The 18,537-nt window shown below is 56.4% G+C and carries 15 protein-coding genes; 5 read left to right on the forward strand and 10 right to left on the reverse strand.

The window, feature by feature from the left end; all coding sequences use genetic code 11:
* Positions 1-39: 39 nt before the first annotated feature.
* The 3 genes from L1D43_RS12650 to L1D43_RS12660 all read right to left on the reverse strand — a co-directional run bounded on the left by L1D43_RS12650 (position 40) and on the right by L1D43_RS12660 (position 3,800).
* Entirely contained in the window at positions 40-822 is a 783-nt protein-coding gene (locus L1D43_RS12650; protein WP_239852055.1) for a RelA/SpoT domain-containing protein, read from the reverse strand.
* A gap of 150 nt (positions 823-972) precedes the next feature.
* Positions 973-3,057, reverse strand: coding sequence for a M13-type metalloendopeptidase (locus L1D43_RS12655; protein ID WP_239852058.1), 2,085 nt, complete (start codon positions 3,055-3,057; stop codon positions 973-975).
* 200 nt (positions 3,058-3,257) lie between these two features.
* Complete coding sequence (locus L1D43_RS12660; protein ID WP_239852060.1) at positions 3,258-3,800, reverse strand: sugar O-acetyltransferase; 543 nt, start codon at positions 3,798-3,800, stop codon at positions 3,258-3,260.
* Positions 3,801-3,965: 165 nt separating this feature from the next.
* Between L1D43_RS12660 and rsuA the strand changes: the two genes are divergently transcribed.
* Positions 3,966-4,658: a 16S rRNA pseudouridine(516) synthase RsuA gene (gene rsuA / locus L1D43_RS12665; RefSeq protein ID WP_239852062.1), complete on the forward strand. Its 693-nt coding sequence runs from the start codon at positions 3,966-3,968 to the stop codon at positions 4,656-4,658.
* A 54-nt stretch (positions 4,659-4,712) separates the two neighbouring features.
* On the opposite strand, the gene L1D43_RS12670 is transcribed toward rsuA, so the two are convergent.
* On the reverse strand, positions 4,713-5,150 hold the full coding sequence (locus L1D43_RS12670) for a DUF3069 domain-containing protein (RefSeq protein WP_239852064.1): 438 nt from the start codon (positions 5,148-5,150) through the stop codon (positions 4,713-4,715).
* Between the two features lie 280 nt (positions 5,151-5,430).
* Here L1D43_RS12670 and L1D43_RS12675 point away from each other — a divergent pair, with 280 nt between their 5' ends.
* Complete coding sequence (locus L1D43_RS12675; protein WP_239852066.1) at positions 5,431-7,338, forward strand: diguanylate cyclase; 1,908 nt, start codon at positions 5,431-5,433, stop codon at positions 7,336-7,338.
* Positions 7,339-7,438: 100 nt separating this feature from the next.
* On the opposite strand, the gene L1D43_RS12680 is transcribed toward L1D43_RS12675, so the two are convergent.
* Complete coding sequence (locus tag L1D43_RS12680; protein ID WP_345773706.1) at positions 7,439-8,248, reverse strand: transporter substrate-binding domain-containing protein; 810 nt, start codon at positions 8,246-8,248, stop codon at positions 7,439-7,441.
* Positions 8,249-8,676: 428 nt separating this feature from the next.
* On the opposite strand from L1D43_RS12680, the gene queG reads away from it, so the two are divergent.
* Positions 8,677-9,840, forward strand: coding sequence for a tRNA epoxyqueuosine(34) reductase QueG (queG, locus tag L1D43_RS12685; protein ID WP_239852068.1), 1,164 nt, complete (start codon positions 8,677-8,679; stop codon positions 9,838-9,840).
* Positions 9,841-9,852: 12 nt separating this feature from the next.
* Here queG and L1D43_RS12690 read toward each other — a convergent pair whose 3' ends face one another.
* The 3 genes from L1D43_RS12690 to L1D43_RS12700 form a co-directional block, all read right to left on the reverse strand.
* Positions 9,853-10,062, reverse strand: coding sequence for a dodecin (locus L1D43_RS12690; protein ID WP_041508698.1), 210 nt, complete (start codon positions 10,060-10,062; stop codon positions 9,853-9,855).
* Between the two features lie 98 nt (positions 10,063-10,160).
* Positions 10,161-11,876 carry a GMC family oxidoreductase gene (locus tag L1D43_RS12695; RefSeq protein WP_239852070.1) on the reverse strand — a complete coding sequence of 572 codons (1,716 nt, stop codon included), beginning with the start codon at positions 11,874-11,876 and terminating at the stop codon, positions 10,161-10,163.
* Between the two features lie 51 nt (positions 11,877-11,927).
* Positions 11,928-12,506 carry a gluconate 2-dehydrogenase subunit 3 family protein gene (locus L1D43_RS12700; RefSeq protein WP_239852073.1) on the reverse strand — a complete coding sequence of 193 codons (579 nt, stop codon included), beginning with the start codon at positions 12,504-12,506 and terminating at the stop codon, positions 11,928-11,930.
* A gap of 227 nt (positions 12,507-12,733) precedes the next feature.
* Here L1D43_RS12700 and L1D43_RS12705 point away from each other — a divergent pair, with 227 nt between their 5' ends.
* On the forward strand, positions 12,734-14,284 hold the full coding sequence (locus L1D43_RS12705) for a glutamate synthase-related protein (RefSeq protein ID WP_239852074.1): 1,551 nt from the start codon (positions 12,734-12,736) through the stop codon (positions 14,282-14,284).
* Between the two features lie 51 nt (positions 14,285-14,335).
* On the opposite strand, the gene L1D43_RS12710 is transcribed toward L1D43_RS12705, so the two are convergent.
* Complete coding sequence (locus L1D43_RS12710; protein ID WP_160290135.1) at positions 14,336-14,476, reverse strand: hypothetical protein; 141 nt, start codon at positions 14,474-14,476, stop codon at positions 14,336-14,338.
* Between the two features lies 1 nt (position 14,477).
* Here L1D43_RS12710 and L1D43_RS12715 point away from each other — a divergent pair, with 1 nt between their 5' ends.
* The gene (locus L1D43_RS12715; RefSeq protein ID WP_239852076.1) at positions 14,478-15,992 is read left to right on the forward strand and encodes a hypothetical protein; all 1,515 of its coding nucleotides are present in this window, start codon (positions 14,478-14,480) and stop codon (positions 15,990-15,992) included.
* 99 nt (positions 15,993-16,091) lie between these two features.
* Here L1D43_RS12715 and metE read toward each other — a convergent pair whose 3' ends face one another.
* Positions 16,092-18,371 carry a 5-methyltetrahydropteroyltriglutamate--homocysteine S-methyltransferase gene (gene metE, locus L1D43_RS12720; RefSeq protein ID WP_239852078.1) on the reverse strand — a complete coding sequence of 760 codons (2,280 nt, stop codon included), beginning with the start codon at positions 18,369-18,371 and terminating at the stop codon, positions 16,092-16,094.
* Between the last annotated feature and the right edge of the window lie 166 nt (positions 18,372-18,537).

An 18,537-nucleotide genomic window follows, 5' to 3' on the forward strand; every position in this document is an offset into this window, starting at 1 on the left:
GTTAATCCAATTTATCGCAGACGCAGCGCCACACAGAGATTAGGCCGCGGCTAACAGCTCGGCGCTGTCCAGCCTTTTATAGTAGAGCCAAGCCTTATGATATTGCTTGTGAGAGGCCTGGCGCAGATGGGTTATCTGCGCCAATTCCAGCTCGCTCAGCTGGCGAGACTGGGCCAAGGCGCGGGCCTCGATGGCTTGGATCTGCTCGTAGGCCTTATGTTCCTCACCGCTCTTGATCTCGGCTATGGCCTTGAGGTGCAGCTGCACCTCGGCGATCATGCCGGTTTGCGGTAACTGCACCAGCAGGTTGAGGTCTCGATAACCAGAAGCCTTAGGCTCGGCGAAACGGTTTTTCACCTGCAATACCTTGACCTGCTGCTGAAGATCCTCAAACGCCGTCATCAGCCCCTGAATGTCGTTAGCCACCAAGCTAGCTCTGGCCAGATCCGTGATGCGGCTGGCGTCGCCGTCAAACTTGGCTGCAATCTTGGCCTTAGCACGCTCATAGCTTTTCACTTCGGGGATCAGCAGTTGGTAACTCTCTTGGGTATTTAGCCCCTCTAGCAGGCTAGTCAGCTCCTGCTGGGCGTTCTGGGCCTGGGCATAGAGGCTATCGAGGTCGTCGCTACTCTGGCGGATCAGGGCGGCGGAGCTACTGGCGATGGCGTGCAGACCATGCTGGTCTTTACTGAAAGACTGTTTCTGGGCGTAGCAACCAGACTCCTCTTTGGTGTCGATTAAGGCGTCGTAATTGGTCGCCAGGGCGCTACGGGTGGAGACAAGTAACAGGAAGATAAAAAAGGGTCTAAACAACTTATTCATAACCGTCCTCGGTAAAAGCGCAAACCTTGTACCCTTAATCTAGCCAGGGTTCACTTAACCCTTGCTGAATGGATGATGAACAATTATTTATCATGAAACAGGCATAAAAAAAGAGCGCCAAGGCGCTCTTTTTCATCGAGAAAACTCGAATTACCAGATCTTCACACGCTGAGCGGGTTCGATGTACATGGCATCGCCCTGCTTAACGTCGAAGGTGGTGTAGAACTCAGGCATGTTAGACAACGCGCCCAGGGCACGGAACTTAGCCGGTGAGTGTGGATCGGTCGCTACGCGGTTACGCATCGCCTCTTCCTTCATCTTGGCGCGCCAGATCTGGCTGAAGCCGATGAAGAAACGCTCGTCGCCGGTCAGGCCGTCGATAACCGGTGCTTCCTTACCGTTGAGTGACATCTTGTAAGCCTTGTAGGCGATGGTTACGCCTGACAGGTCGCCGATGTTCTCACCCAGGGTCAGCTCACCGTTAACATTCAGGTCGTCGAATACCGAGTAACCGTTGTACTGAGCCACAAGCGCCTTACCACGAGCGGCAAACTCTTTCAGATCCTGCTCGGTCCACCAGTCGCGCATGTTACCTTCGCCGTCGAACTTAGCACCCTGATCGTCGAAGCCATGGCCCATCTCGTGACCGATCACCGCGCCGATACCGCCATAGTTCACCGCGTCATCTGCCTCCATGTTGAAGAAAGGAGGCTGCAGAATCGCTGCCGGGAAGACGATCTCGTTCATGGTTGGGTTGTAGTAGGCGTTCACCGTCTGTGGTGTCATGTGCCATTCCCACTTACGGATTGGTGAACCTAACTTTTCAAGCTCCTTCTCGTGGCTCAACTCGCTGGCGCGCATGCTGTTGCCAACAAGGTCATCGGCCTTGATGGTCAGCTTGTCGTAGTTTTCCCAGCGATCTGGGTAACCAATCTTAGGATCAAACTTAGCCAGCTTGTCTTTAGCCGCAACTTTAGTGTCTGGGCTCATCCACTCCAGGCCGTCGATGCTCTCGCCATAGGCACGACGTAGATTTTCAACCAGCTCCTGCATGCGCTGCTTGGCTTCTGGCTTGAAGTGACGCTTCACATAAACCTTACCCACAACCTCACCCAGCAGGTTGTTTACCGTGCTCACGCCGCGCTTCCAGCGTGGCTGCTGCTCGGTCTGACCGTTGAGTGTCTTAGAGAAGAACTCGAAGTTTTCACGGTCAAGCTCTGTGCTCAGATCGCCAGCGAAGTGAGTCAGAGTCTGCCAGGTCATGTAGGTCTTCCACACAGACAGATCGTTAGCTTTCAGCACTTCGTTGAAGCCTTCGATGAAGCTTGGCTGGTTAATAATGATGTCGGCCTGCTTGTCGCCGCCCAGGGTCTTGAGGTAACCGTTCCAGTTGATATCCGGTGCCAGCTTAGGCAGATCCGCTACCTGATACAGGTTATAGGTCTTAGTGCTGTCACGGGTCTCGACGACGTCCCAATGACGGCTGGCGATAGCGGTTTCCAACGCAAGGATCTGCTCGGCGCTCGCCTTAGCGTTTGGCAGGCCGGCCAAGGTGAACATCTTCTCGATGTGGGCCACAAACGCCTTACGAATGTTGACGAAACGCTCGGCTTCGTTGAAGTAGTAATCCTTCTCAGGCAGGCTCAAACCATATTGCCAGATATGAGTCGCATAACGGCTAGAGTCTTTCGCGTCGATATTGATATAGAAAGCCAGCGGCGTGCCGCCACCTATGATCTGGCTGTGGGCAAAGTATTCCACCAGCTGATCTTTGTTCTCAAGGGCGGCGATCTTGTCCAGCTCACCTTGAATCGGCTTGATACCCAGCTTGTCTAGCTGGTCTGTGTCCATGAAAGAGCGATACAGGTCGGCAACCTTCTGCTCATCGCTGCCCGCCTTCAGGTTAGGCGTAGCCGCCACCTCTTCGATGATCGCCTTAACATCGTCACGTGACTTCTCACGCAGGTCATAGAAGGCGCCTGTGCTGGTGCGATCGCCTGGGATCTCAGTGTTCTTAATCCAGGTGCCGTTTACATAGCTATAAAAATCATCTTGCGGACGTACCGACTTATCGAAGTTAGCGAAATCGATACCCGAGGTCAGGGCCTGCTCTACCGCAACTGCGGTTTCTGTCTTGGCGGTTTCAGGGGCCTTAACTTCTGCCTGGTCGCTGTTGCAAGCGCTAAGACCAAGAATCAAAGAGGCGCAAACCCCTCCAACGAACACTTTTTTCATGTGAATTCCTTTTATGCTTAATTGTTTTTTTGTTAGCAATGCGACTGTCATGGCGAAGCCAAAATGGTGCAAAAACTGCTTCAAGAGACCTATGTTAAAGGGATTAGGCCAATGTAAACAAGTTTATCTGCGGCCCATGGGTGAAATTATGGTTACTCATATGTAAGTAAAGATTTCCTCTCCTTGGCGCTAACGCCCTATTACGCCTCAATGTGACTTATCACCCGCGCCGGATTGCCGCCGACTACCGTCTTGGCGGGAACATCTTTAGTCACCACGGCGCCCGCCGCGACAACCGCCTCATCGCCTATGGTTACGCCCGGCAGAATGATCGCCCCGCCACCAATCCATACCCGCTCGCCGATCAGGATAGCCTCGGCCTGTTCCCAGCCCTCACAGCGACGCTCCGAATCCAGTGGGTGATTGGCGGTGTAGCACTGCACGTTTGGCCCTATCATGGTCTGGCGACCTATGGTGATAGGGGCGTTGTCCTGCAGGGTAACATTGACGTTGATAAATACCTGAGGCGCCACATGCAGATTCTGCCCATAGCTGATATAGAGCGGCAGCTTAATCACGGCCTGGGAATCCAGATGAGGCAGCAGCTCATTGTCCACTTCCCCGCGCCGGTTCATCTCGGCGTTCGCCTGTTGCCGCAACTGCCAGCGCTTTTGCAACTCGCTGTCGAGGCAGTTGTACTCCTGACCGCCGATCATCTTGTCAAATTCACTAAGAGCTTCCATCGCCTGCCGACTCCTTAGGGATGCATACACAATATAAGATTACTCATGCTAACATTTTTCCTTACCGGCATTTATCCCGATTGCCACTTTTCCTTTCTCGCACTTTTCCTTTCTTCTCTGTGGCCTCATAATAGCGCCCCACAGTAGCATCCTTAGGTTAACCCAGTGCGTTTAGACAAATTTATCAGCGAATCCACCCACCTCAGCCGCTCCTTGGCCAAGAAGGCCCTTCACAGAGGTGAAGTGACCGTCGATGGCCAGGTGATCAAAGATGGCAGCTTCAAGTTGAATGATAGCCAGAAAGTCTGTCTGGACGGCGAGCCTATCTCGCTGATTGGGCCACGTTTTATCATGCTGCACAAGCCGGTGGATACCCTCTGCTCGACCGTCGATGAGGTCTACCCTTCTGTGCTCAATCTGCTCGAACTGCCCCATAAAGAAGACCTACACATCGCCGGACGACTGGACGCCGATACCACTGGGCTGGTGCTGATCACCAGCGACGGTCAGTGGTCCCACAGGGTCACCTCGCCGAAACGCGAATGCGGTAAGACCTATCTGGTGCAGCTGGCCGATCCCCTCAAAGAGGAGTGGGTCGAGCAATTTGCCACCGGGCTGGCACTGCGCAGCGAAGAGGGACTCACTAAACCGGCCAAGCTTGAGTTGCTTGGCAGCCATGAGGCGAGACTCACCATCACCGAAGGCAAATATCATCAGGTGAAACGTATGTTTGCCGCCGTCGGCAACAAGGTGGTGGGACTGCACAGGGAGTCTATCGGCGAGATTGTGCTGGACGAGAGTCTGGCACCGGGTGAATGGCGCTACCTGACAGAGGATGAGATAGCCTCGATAAAATAGCGCGCTGCCGGTAGCCAATTGCGCAAGCTAGCTACCAGTCTATTATCGGCCCAATTATTTACCCGCGATGACCGCCTTGATGCTATTGAGTAGCGCGCGGTCGGTGCGGGCCTTCTTCAACTTCTTCACACTCTCCTTGAGCGAGGCATCTGAAAGACGGGTAAAGATGTTGTTGTACTCCTTCTCCTCAATCGCCTCGTCGCTATCGGCCAGCTCGGCGATATCCTGAGCGACGCGGCTAAGTTGCAACCAAGAGTTAGCGATATAGAAGCCGTGGAATTCGGCCTGAGCCACTAGCCCCTTGGCGCTGGTAGGCAGGGCCTCCCAGGCGGTGGAAAATTTACCCTCTTCATCGCTTAACAGCTCGTTAAACAGATTGGCATAGGCTTCCAGCAGATTTGCCGGCACCTTATCCATAGGGATCACGGTATTACATACGTTCAGCGCCGCTTGCTCGGCGATCGCCTGATATTCTTGACTGGGTTTACTCATAAGACACTCTCAACACAACACGCCGCTCTCACCGCGGCCAGGTTCGCCGAAAAACACTCGCCGGATTAGGCCGCCAAGCGGGCGCAAAATAAGGGCTGACGTTATACCCCTAGTCCGGCTGAAAAGCAAAGTTGCCACTTTTGTTATATAAAAGTTAAAAATAAACGCATAAAAAATATACTTTTTACTGTCAATAAACTGTCATCCGTATAATATAGTTACAAAAAAAGTGTTTATGCTATGGTTAAATGGTCACATAGCAAGGTTGGCAAAGCTAAAAATGACAAGAAAAATAAAAGCAAAACCCTGGATAACGTCTCTGCTGCTGATCAGTCTTAGCCTCCCACTCTTAGGGCTCAGCCCATCGAGCCTGGCGCAAGAAAATACCGCCGAAGAGATAGATGCTATTTTCAAGAAATTCGATCACGGCGAATATAGTGACCAAGAAGCGATCAAAGAGGCGCTTGGTTTCCTGACGACCAATGTCTCGCCCGATGACATGGAGCGTTACCTCAAGCTGCAGACTGTGCTTTGCTGGAACAACTATGACATCACCAAGCAGCAAGCGCTCAAAGATGCCATCGCCTTTGCCGACATGAAACTCCTTACCGAAGGGGTCGCAGCCTCGCCAGAGATAACCACAGATCTCAAGCTGTGCCGCGCCTTCATGCACCAACTGCTGGGCGAGGTGGAGGTGGCACTGGAGGAATACAACAAGGTTGTCGCCGAAGCCTATCTGATAGAATCCCCAAGGCTGATCGCCGACTCACGCTCACTGCGCGGCGCCATCTACTCTTTTCAGGGCAACTTTGCCCAGGCGCTGGAGGATCTGATCACCGCCCAACACCTCTATGAATCCCTCAACCTGCAATACTGGGCCATCTATAACCTCACCGAGCTGGCCACCAGCTATCGCCGCTTCGGCGATCCCCAGACGGCGATCAAGTACTATAGCAAGCTGGAAAAAGGATTCGAAGATACGGGTGACAGAGACGGTGCCAACGCCATCAAGACAGAGATAGGTTTCGCCCTGGAAGAGCTGGGCGAGTATGAGGCGGCGCTGAAGAAACACAGGGAAGCCCATCAATACTGGCGCGATACCCAGGGCGAAGAGGCCAGCTCCTATACAGCAGTGAATGTCGCCGGCGTATTGATTCAGCTTCACCGTGAAGACGAAGCCAAGGCCTACCTGGATCTGGCAGAGAAGCACGTGCAACCGGAAATAGGGGGCAGCTATAGTTTCATGCGCCTCTATCAGGCACAGTCGGCCCTCAACAAGGGGCAATATCCTCAGGCACTCGATTATATCGACAAGGCCAAGCGGAGCTTCGAGGCGATCAAGAATACCCGCGGCCTGGAAAAGCTACACATGGTACATAGCCAGATATTCGTCGCCGAAAAAGACTGGCAACAGGCCTACGAGGCGCTGCTGAGCTATATCCAGACCCATAAGGCACTCGATGCCACCCAGCAGACCAACCGCACCACCGAGATGCGAACCCGCTTCAATACCGAGCAGATAGAGCGCGAGAACCAGCAGCTGATCGAACTGCAGAAGATCAAGGAAAACGAGCTGGTGATCCTCAAGCAGAACAAGTATCTGCAACTGGCGGTGATCGTGCTGGGTTGCATCATCATGATCATTCTCTCGATCGTCGCCTACAAGCAGTCACAGAAGTCCAAGCTGCTCTCAATCCTGGCGCTGACGGACCACCTGACCCAGTTGCCTAACCGGCGCTACACCTACTCCAAGGGTGAGGGATACTTCAAGTCCAAGAATGAGGAGCACCACCCGCTGTCGATCATACTGTTCGATGCCGACCACTTTAAGAAGGTGAACGATAAGTATGGCCATGATATAGGTGATAAGGTGCTCATCGCCCTCGCCAACATCAGCAACGGACTGATGCGTAAACAAGATCTGGTGGGGCGTGTCGGCGGAGAAGAGTTTCTGGTTATCCTGCCCGGCACTACGGCCGAGCAGGCCCTCAATGTGGCCCAGCGCTTGGTCACCACGGTAGAGAGTAGCAATTTCGATGACGTCTACATGAATTTCAAGCTCACCATCAGCGCAGGTATCGCCTGCACAGATGGCGACAAGAGCTTCGAGCAGCTGTTGAAACGGGCCGACGATGCCCTCTACCGCGCCAAGTCATCGGGTCGTAACTGCGCCATATTAGATACCTAATAATTTCAATTAACCGACAGCTGCAATTAACCAGAAGCCACAGTTAAGACGCAGCAGTCAACCAATAGTCGCGGTTAGCTAACCGCGAAAAACCAGCGACCTACAAACTTAAGTCACCGTGTTTAAGCAACTCGATACGATGGGGTGGAGTGAGTTTGGGAAACCATTCGTGATAGAGGCGCGCCATCTCGCCTGATGCCTGCAGCTTAGCCAGGGCATCATGCCAGCGAAGCACCCGCTCTGGATCGGTCCCCTTAGAGAAAGCCAGATAGAGATCTATCTGCGCCAGCTCCAACACCGGATGCACCTCATCCAGCCCCATATTCACCTCGTCCAGCAGTCGCGCCACCGCCAGATCTGCCTGACACCAGAAACGGATCCTATCGTGCTGTAGCTGACGCGCCGACTGCTGGGGAAAGCTAGCCACAGTCAGGTGCTCTACCCCTTGACGCATCAGGATAGACTCCCCCAGAGAACCACGATAGACGCCGACGCTACCCAGGGCATCCAGCTCGGCTACCGATGCGGGCGTCACCCTGTCATCGGCCTTGGCATAGATGGAGATACTGGTGGTGGCTATGGGACCGACGAAATCGAAATTCCTGCTGCGCTGCTCGTTGCGAGAGGTGGCAAACAAGAGCACATTGGCCTGCCCCTCTGCGATGGCAAAAGCTCTCGCCCAAGGCAATACCTCGATATTGGCCTCTTCGCCCAGTTCACTGGCGAGGCGCCGTACCAGGCTGACACCATAGCCCATGGGAAGCCCCTGTTCCTGATAGCTCATGGGCGCCCACTCTTCGGTCAACATACGCAGGGGCGCCGCCCCAACCGGACGAGATAGACCAAGCAGTGATAAATAGATCAGCGATAAACCAATCAGCAAGATGCGCCACGCGCTACACCAGATCAAATTGCTCTCCCGCAAGTTAGGCCAACGCCTGTTATTGATTATCGTCTAAGATGGGCAGGCTTTCCCTATGCCTATACTAATGCCTATATTTGGCGCCCATATTCAGCGCCTATAGTTAGTGTCTAAATTAGTGCCTATATTCAGAGCCTAAATTTGTGCCTATGCTGCCGAGCCCTTTTCTCGACTCCTCTTCCCAACTTAAATAGCGCCCAGCCAAATTGCAATAGGCGCCATTAGAGGCAAGACCAGGCCCTCGCTATTCTTTTAAGCAAAACCCCAACCACTAGATTAATCACTGGTATTAGTCATGGCCTTAACCACTGGCATTAGTCATCGCCTTGACCAGCCGTGTTAAATTTTCTCACGCAAAGCAAAACTGTTATCATGGCGCCACAGTTATCCTGACCTCACCACTCTTGGTCCAAAGTATGTCTCACCACAGCGCCCTGACGCCTCAAGCATTACAGCAGCTCGCCCTTAAGATCAAAACCTGGGGTAAGGCATTAGGCTTTGCGCAAATCGGCATCTGCGATACCGATCTCGGCGCCGAAGAGCCCAAACTACAGGCCTGGCTCGATAAGGGCTACCACGGCGAGATGGGCTATATGGAGAGTCATGGCATGATGCGCGCCCGCCCTCATGAGCTGCATCCGGGCACGGTGCGGGTCATCAGTGCGCGCATGGACTACCTGCCGCCAGAGGCCGGCTTTGCCACCCACCTTAAAGACCCCAATCTGGCTTATATCTCGCGCTACGCGGGGGGCCGTGACTATCACAAGATGATCCGCAACCGGCTAAAGAAGCTGGGGCAGCAGATTGAGGCCGAGCTGGATGACTTAGGGTTAGCGCGCCCCAATTACCGCCCCTTCGTGGATTCCGCGCCAATCTTAGAACGCCCACTGGCAGATAAGGCCGGGCTCGGCTGGACGGGCAAGCACAGCCTGCTACTCAATCATGAGGCGGGGAGCTGGTTCTTCCTGGGTGAGCTGCTTATCGATCTCCCGCTACCTGTGGATATTCCAGTCAAAGCCGATTGCAACACCTGCGTGGCCTGCATCAAGTCTTGCCCCACCAACGCCATCGTCGAGCCCTATGTAGTGGATGGCAGACGCTGCATCTCCTATCTCACCATAGAACTGCAGGGGGCAATTCCCGAGGAGTTCAGGCCCTTGATAGGCAACCGCATCTATGGCTGTGACGACTGTCAGCTGGTGTGTCCGGTCAATGGTGAGGCGCCCTTGACCCAGGAAAGCGATTTTCATACTCGGGACCCGCTCAAACGTCCAGCACTATTGACCCTCTTTGCCTGGAGCGAGGCGGAGTTTCTCAAGTTTACCGAAGGCAGCGCCATTCGCCGTATCGGCCATAAGCGTTGGCTGCGCAACATAGCGATTGCCCTGGGTAATGCCCCGGCATCAGAGGATGTAATCGCCGCCCTCGAGGCTCGCCGGGACAGCGAAGAGGTCGACGACATGGTACGCGAGCATGTCGACTGGGCGCTGGCGCGCCAGCAGTCTGGTGACGTTCAAATCAATCGTAAGACCCAGAGGGTGATCCGCACCGTCGAAAAGGGGCTGCCCCGGGACGCCTGACGCCTTGCATCATCAATCTGAGTCTAAGGTGAAGCCCACCTTAATCGTCACCTGCCAGTGGGCAATCAAGCCGGCCTCTAAGTGCCCCCGGGTCTCGACCACCTGAAACCACCTGAGATGATGCAGCGACTGACTGGCCGATTCGATGGCATTCTTAATCGCCTCGTCCGAACTTATGGGTGAGGAACCAACGAGTTCGATGATCTTGTAGGTATGACTCATAGTGGATCTCCTGTTGCAAACTGGCTATCCCCTTGAGTATAGAAAAGCTTTGCGCCCCCTGTGTACCCAGGGGCAAAATCCGTGCTGAATCACCACAGCTAAGCCTGCTTTAAGCGCCCTAGCAGCTTGTCGGCCACCCGAAAGGCGTTGGCATAAATGGTAAAGGTCGGGGTGACGCTCCCGCCATTTGGCATGAAGGCGCCGTCGGTCACATACAGATTATCGCAATCGTGTACCCGGCAATCGGGATCAAGCACAGATGTGCGCGGATCGACACCGAAGCGGCATCCCCCCGCCACTAGGTTGGCCGTGGGGTCGCTAAACACATTGCCCCAGACCTCGTCGGCGCCCATGGCCTGCATCACCTCCACGCCGCGATCGACCAGATACTGGGCAACCTTAAGATCGTGGGGATGAAAACCGGCGCGCACCTTGGCCACCGGCTGGCCCCATTTATCCTTCTCCTCATCATCCAGGCTGACAAAACACTCATCATGGGTGAGCCAGTCGCAGAAGACCTCAAACTTAAAGTCCCGCGACTGGGTAAAGTGCGCCTTAAGCTTCTGCTTGAACGGCGTGCCCCAGAGCAGATTGCCCTCCTGCCACTTGAGCGCATTCGCCTCACTGGTGGGCGATGGCGGGTCGAACACGAAGTCTAAGGTGCCGCCCTTTACGGGCTTATCGAACGCCGCCTTATCATCAATCACATACCAGTCTTGCAGGGCGCGATTAAAGAAGGGACCGCGCTGCTTGAGGCCTCTGGCGGTCTCGGCTGATAGTTTATCCAGCTTAAACACCCCATGGCCGGTCCCGCCGGCGCAGCAGTGCAGGTTCTTGCCAACCTGGCCATGGCGATTGCCTATCCCCTTGGGGTGTTTCTCACCAGTACTCGCCAGCAGCAGGCGCGCACTCTCGATGGCGTAGCAGGCAACCACGAAAATTTTGGCCTGGATCCGCCGACTCTCGCCCTTGGCATCGAAATAGTCGGCAGAGCTCACCCGTCCCTTGCTATCGGTATTGAGTCGATACACCTTGGCTCGTGGGATGATGCGGCAATGGCCGCTAGCCACCGCATGGTTCAGCAGCGCCGCCCGGGAGCTGCCCTTGGCACCCGAATGGCAGCCATAGCTGCCGCAATAGCCGGAATACTCGCAGCTCATCCGCCCGTTGAAGGGGCGAGACAATATGGCCCGCGCCATCGGCAGCGGATTAAGCTTAAGCGCCTCGCAGGCATTATCGAAACGCGCCGCGATAGGGTGCTCGACGGTAGGTACAAAGGGAAAGTCCGGCGTCGACCTAGGTTCTAAGTGGGGATGTTGCACCACTCGGCCGCTGACGCCGACAAGCTGCTCCACCTTAGTGTAATACGGCTCTAGCTCCTCATAGCTGATGGGCCAGTCGACCGTGTTGCTGCCGGGGATCACCCCATAGATCGAGGCGAGACGAAAATCCGTTGGCTTGAGACGATGGAAATAGCCACTCATAAAGTTAGAGGCGCCGCCGACGATATTGCCGCCCCAAAACTGCGCCGTGGTCTCCCGGCGCCAGCCCCCCTCGCCATCGGGTAGCTCGAGCACGTGACGCTCCTCGTCAAACCGAGAGCGAAACACCCTGTGGCGCGGCAATTGCTCATCTTTCACGAAATCCTGCTCGGTATACCAGTCGCCCTTTTCCAGCACGACCACGTCGATCCCGGCTCTGGCCAACTCATAGGCGATGGGGCCGGCGCCCGCGCCGCTGCCCACGATACAAACCTCGAATTGATGGGGCGTCTGTGGCTCCCCCTTAGTTGCTAATCCCCTAGCTGCTGTCATCTGCAAAGCGTCCTAATAAAAATCTGCTAAAAAGTGGCCTGTCATCCCAGATTAAAAATCGAGATAACTCTTACCCGCTTTAGGCCGAGGAAAACCCGGCTGGTGCTCGAGCCAGCGCCAACCTATCTCGTCTGGATTACCACCATAGAGGGGATCCAGCGTCAGCGCCTCAATCAGGTAATAGAGCAGCAGGGAGAGCCAGTTCTCACCGGCGCGGCTCTTAGCTATCTCTTTTAGCAGCGCGTCTTGCTCATCCCAGCTCAGCACCAGAAAACTACGTCCCCTTTGGGTATCGGCCCAATCCTCCAACCAGGCCGCGCCCTGCAAGATAAATTGCCTGTCCTCATCGATGCGATTATCGGGATCTTCCATGGCCCACAAGAGATAGCGATAGGCATTGAGATCTTTGGCCGAGGGACCATCGCCATCATCGGGAAACAGATGTAGCTGCACCGCCTCAATGATGGCGCGGTTGATCACATCAAAACCTTGCGGCCTTGTCGTGATGGAAAATTCGGTTTCGGCCCAGCTCAACTGGGGCTTAGCCGCCAACAGCATCGCCGCGGCGCTGCTTCCAGCCAGAAACGCCCGCCGGGTCAAGCCGCTTTCAAAGGCATACTCTGTAGCCATCTTATTCCCTCGCCTTGTCACCTTACCTCCTCAAGCCTGCAAGCTGATCTCGCCTCAGTCGGTACACAGACCGAAATTACCGCTAAATCGATTCAACTGAGTGTGAATTTTTCACCGCCCCGGGTCAACACCCAGCGCACAAAGCCATTGAATCACCAGGCGGCGACTCGGCGAAAATGCGCCTAGACTATAGGCAACGGCCAATGCGCAGCCCCTAAGGAGATTCCATGGTTAACCCTATCATCGCCGATAACAAGCCTAAGAAAGTCGAGCTCACCAAAGGCAAGGAATACTATTTCTGTGTCTGTGGCCGCTCCAATAACCAGCCCTTCTGCGATGGTTCCCATAAGGGAACTGGGTTTAGCCCCAAGGCCTTCACCGCCGAGAAAGATGGCGAGGCCTACCTGTGCGCCTGCAAACACACGGGCAATGCCCCCTACTGCGACGGCACCCATAAAAACTTCACCGCCGACCAGGTGGGCCAAGAAGGGCCTGGACGCGAGGCCTTAGGAATCAATGTCGGCAAGCCGCCCAAGGCGGTCGCCACTCAGGAGGAGCCCGGCGTCGAGCTGATCCATCAGCTGGCCAGGGAAGGCCTGAAGACTCTCGGTCATCACGGCCCCATGGTCGCCATGGGCGTCCCCAGGTATCAGCTACCCAGCTGGGACGAGATTCAGATCATGACGGCCCAGATAGCCAGCAAGCCTCTGTTTGAAGAGGAAGCCGTCGAGACAGAGCTGATCATAGGCCCAGAGGCACGCAAGCCGCTGAGGCTCAAGATCCCCCTGCTGGTGTCGGACATGAGCTTCGGCGCACTATCGGAAGAGGCCAAGACCGCCCTGGCCAAGGGGGCCGAGCTGGCGGGCACAGGGATCTGCTCGGGTGAGGGCGGCATGTTGCCCGAAGAGCAAGCGGCCAACTCCCGCTACTTCTACGAACTGGCCAGCGCCCAGTTTGGCTACCAGGAAGCCTTGATGGCCAAGATACAGGCGTTCCATTTCAAGGGGGGCCAGGGCGCCAAGACAGGCACAGGCGGTCATCTGCCCGGTAGCAAGAACCAGGGCAAGATCGCCCAGATAAGAGGCATTCCGGCGGGGCAAGATGCCATCTCACCACCGCGTTTCAGGGACCTCAACTCGGTGGCCGACTTCAAACGCTTCGCCGACAGGGTGCGAGAACTCAGCGGCGGCGTGCCTATCGGCTTTAAGCTCAGTGCTAACCATATCGAACGGGAGATCCAGTTTGCACTGGATGCCTGCGCGGACTACATCATACTCGACGGCCGAGGCGGCGGCACGGGCGCGGCGCCGCAGATCTTTCGCGATCACATCAGCGTGCCCACCATTCCAGCCCTGGCCCGCGCCCGGCGCTACCTCGACCAGCAGGGCGCCAGCGGCAGGGTTACCCTGATCATCACAGGCGGTCTCAGGCTGCCCATGGACTTTGTCAAGGCGATGGCCCTTGGCGCCGACGGCGTGGCCCTGGCCAACAGCGCCATGCAGGCGATCGGCTGCGTGGCCGCCCGCATCTGTAACACCAACAACTGCCCCGCCGGCATTGCCACCCAAAATGCCGACCTACGTCAGCGCCTCAACATAGATAAATCGGCGCAGCAGCTGGCCAACTTTCTTCAGGCCTCCACCGAACTGATGCAGGTGATGGCCCGGGCCTGCGGCCATCACAGCCTGCAAGATTTCAATCTGGACGATCTCGCCACCTGGCACAGCGAGATGGCCAGGCTGTCGGGCATCCCCTACGCCGGAGTGACGCCTATCTAGGCGTTAGCCAGCATCATCTAAGGCACGTAGGCTTAAGGGGGAAACCTTAGGTTAGGCGATAAAAATAAACAGGCTAATGGCTTGTTTAATAAGATAAACCGGTGCAAACTTGCCGCCGAGGATCTCGGGACGAATCCATCGCCCAACATCAGCACTCGCCTCATTGCTGCCATAGACAATGTGAAGGACCACAATGCAAGTCGTTATTTTATCGGTAATCTTAGCCCTACTCTTCATCACCCTGCTGCTGGTCTACCTTAACTGGCGCAATAAACAACCTCTAGCGATTAGCGGCGGCCCTGACGAGGTGTTGTCTCAGGCCAGCCAACTCTTGAACCGAGGCAAAGATGCCCTGGCCATCGACTATCTTGAGCGAGCGGCCGACATGGGCATGGCCCATGCGGCGCAGTTTCTCGGTGAACTCTACAGCCTGGAAGGCACCCATCTGTTTGATCTGGCTAAGGCCGATCACTGGTTTCAACAGGCAGCCAGGCTTGATGAGCAGATTGCCAATCTTCAGCACCAGATGCTCAAATTTAAGGTTCACCCCACCCAGGAAGCTGGCAAGCAGCAGCTCGAGGAGATGTTGAAGCCTGGTGCCGATCAGGGCAATAGCAAGCAGCAGGCCGAGCTCGGCAGGCTCTATCAGGAAAGCCCGCTGCTGGACCCCGACGGCACCAAGGCGCTGCACTATCTCGGCCTCGCCGCCGAGGCGGGCGACACGCAGGCGCAGTACCATCTGGCCAACCTGCTACTGGCCCCTCACCACGGCGAGCCCGATCCCATCAGGGCAAGAGCCCTGCTGGAGGCCATTACCGAAAGCGACCCCTTAGCCAAGAGCCAGCTGGCGCAGATGCTGCTAACGGGAGAAGGCGGCCCGGCCGAGCCCCGCGAGGCAGAGCGCCTGATGCGCGAGGTGGCCGAGGAAAACGACTTTGCCCTCATCGAGCTGGCACACCTCTATCAGGAAGGCACAGCCCTGCCTCAGGATATCCACAAGGCAGAGGAGTGCCTAAGACAAGCCCTCGCCATGGAGAATCACAGCGCCGCCTATCGCCTGGGCGAGTTACTGATCAAACATAAACGCGATAGCGACAGCCACCGCGAGGCGATCGCCCTGCTCACGCCGCTGGCCGAGCAGTGGTGGACGGATGCCCTCTTCCTCCTGGGCAAGGCCCATGAAGATGGATTAGGCACCCGCCGTCACCTGCCCACGGCGCTGAGCTACTACCGCTTGGCCGCCACAGATCCCGCCCCATATCACCTGACACGGGTCGACGAATTAAGTGCCAAGATGGGAAGCTATGAGCTGGAGCAGGCCGAGAGCCTGTATCGGCAGTTTTTGACCGAGCATCCGCTGAGCCAGGAGCAACAGGCCAGCATAGATCTTACCCATGGGCTGCGACTGTTCCATGAAGATGACAGGGGACGACGCCATCCCAGAGAGGCCATCGCTTACCTTGAGCGCGCCGCGCTCGCCGGCGAGAACCTGGCACTTGAGCCCCTGCATCAGGCCTGTGTAGAAACGGGGCAGAGGGTAGACGCCGCCATCTGGGCCCAGCTCGCCCTAACGGATCAGTTTTACTATCTTCCCACTGGCAAGCTGGAGGTCAGTTTAACCAGCCTCAAACAAGGCTTTAGCGAGGCCGAAGAGGCGCTGTTTGCACAGCGCCTCGCCGAGAGACAGGCGACACTCGCCACCAACTGATTAGCTCACGGTGCAGATGAGCCAGGTCATAAAAGCGTAAATAAAAAGCGTAACGGGCGCTCCGTCTTGGGCTCGCCCGCTGCGTGTTAGAGACTCGGCCTAGCCCAGGCGTCGCCTCAGCTCCTTGGTCGCCTTCACCATGTTAGCCAGCGCCGGCTCCACCTCATCCCAGGTACGGGTCTTGAGACCACAGTCGGGATTGACCCAGAGCTGGCCCACGGGGATCTTGGTCGCCGCCTTCTCGATAAGCGCCACCATCTCCTCAACCGTTGGAAGATTGGGGCTATGGATGTCATATACCCCAGGGCCTATCTCGTTGGGATACTCGAAGTCCTCGAAGGCATTGAGCAGCTCCATATGCGAGCGCGAGGTCTCTATGGTGATCACATCCGCATCCATGGCGGCGATGGCGTCTATGGTGGCGTTGAACTCGCTGTAACACATGTGGGTATGGATCTGGGTCTCATCCTCTGCGCCCGCGGCACTGAGCTTAAAGGCGGCCACCGCCCAATCGAGATAATGCTGCCACTCGCTGGCCTTGAGCGGCAGCCCCTCTCGAAACGCCGGCTCATCTATCTGAATGATCCCTATCCCCGCCGCCTGCAAGTCAGTCACTTCGTCGCGAATGGCCAGGGCTAGCTGATTGGCTATCTGTTCACGGCCGATATCTTCCCGAGCGAAAGACCAATGCAAGATGGTCACAGGGCCGGTCAGCATACCCTTCACCGGCCTGTCGGTCAGGCTCTGGGCGAAGCTTGCCCAAGAGAGTGTCATCGGCTGACGGCGCGACACATCACCGTAGATGAGCGGCGGCTTGACGCAGCGCGAGCCATAGCTCTGCACCCAGGCAAACTGGGTAAAGCCCACGCCATCGAGCTGCTCGCCGAAGTATTCCACCATGTCGTTGCGCTCGGCCTCACCGTGGACCAGAACATCTATGCCCAGCTTGAGCTGACGGCTGATGCTGTCACGGGTCACCGCCTCGAGCTGGGCCACATAGGCCTGCTCGGTCAGCTCCCCTTTACGCCAGCGACTACGCAGACCGCGAATGGCCGGTGTCTGGGGAAAGGAACCAATGGTGGTGGTAGGCAGCAGCGGCAAACGAAAACGGGCCTGCTGCTTGCGGCGGCGCTCACCAAAGCCGCTACCACGGGTGAAATCTGCAGGCGTTAACCCCTTGAGCCTCGCCTGCACCTCAGGATTCGCCGCACGCTCACGGGCCTCGCGCCTGGCCTCACAACGCTCCACAATGCTTTGCGCCTCATCGCTCTGTGAGTTGAGTAGCAATATACGCAGCTGCGCTAACTCATCGAGCTTCTGCCTGGCAAAACTCAGTTGATTGACCAGATCCGCTGCCAGCTCTGTCTCGCTCGCCAGATCCACGGGCACATGCAAGAGCGAACAAGAGGGTGCCAGCCAGACACGTTCGCCAAGATCCGCCACGACGCCGCGCAGCCGCTCGGCCAGCAGATCCAGATCCGCCGCCCATACGTTGCGGCCATTGATCACCCCGAGGCTAAGCACCTGGGCAGGCTTGAGGCTGGCGGCAAACTGCTTAAGCTGCTGGGCATCGCTCACCAGATCCAGGTGCAAACCGTCAACCTCGAGATCCTTGATCAGCTCATGATGATGGGCGACAGAGCCATAGTAGCTGGCCAGCAGCAGCTTAAGCCCCTGACCACTGAGTTCTGCGTAGGCTGGGGCGAAGGCCGCCTGCCACTCCTTTGCAAGCTCCAGCGCCAGTATCGGCTCATCGAGCTGTACCCAGGTCACGCCCTGGCTGGCAAAGCGCGCGAGTATCGCCCGGTACGCCTCGAGCAGCTGGGGAAGCAGGCTCAACTTATCGAAAGATTCGCCCTCGCATTTGGCCAGGTAGAGGTAGCTAAGCGGACCCAGCAGGATGGGCTTAGGCTGGTGCCCCAGGGATTTGGCCTGTTCCACCTCGTCGAACAGCTGCTCGTAGGCGATGGCGAAGCGCTGCCCCGCCCTGAGCTCCGGCACTATGTAGTGGTAGTTGGTATTGAAGTATTTCTTCATCTGAGCGGCGCGGCAGGCCTCTCCAGTGGGCGCTCGACCGCGAGCCACTCGAAACAGGGTATCTAGATCCACCTGCTCGCCGCTGCGATGACGCTCGGGGATGGCATCTATGGTGGCACTGAGGGTGAGCACCTGATCGTAGAAGGCAAAGTCCCCCACCGGCAGCTGTTTCACGCCCGCCGCCTGCTGCCACTGCCAGTGGGTTTGACGCAGCTCGCTGGCAACCGATTGCAGCCGAGCCTGGTCAATCTCGCCGCGCCAATACTTTTCCAGGGCAAATTTGAGTTCCCGTTGACGACCGATTCGTGGAAAGCCTAATGAAGCAATACCTAGAGTTTGCATATTGTATACCTTTTGCATTAAGATGAGCGAAATTCATGGTTAGCGCCCTTCGCTGTCATCGCAATCCAGGTTTGAGAACTGAAATTGCACAACAAACCAAAACAGGCGTCTGGACGTCTAGAAGTTTATTGTGTTAATCTGTTGTCTCGCAATCGAATTGATTTCA

It is taken from the genome of Shewanella sp. Isolate8, from assembly GCF_022398495.1.
GTDB lineage: Bacteria > Pseudomonadota > Gammaproteobacteria > Enterobacterales > Shewanellaceae > Shewanella > Shewanella aquimarina.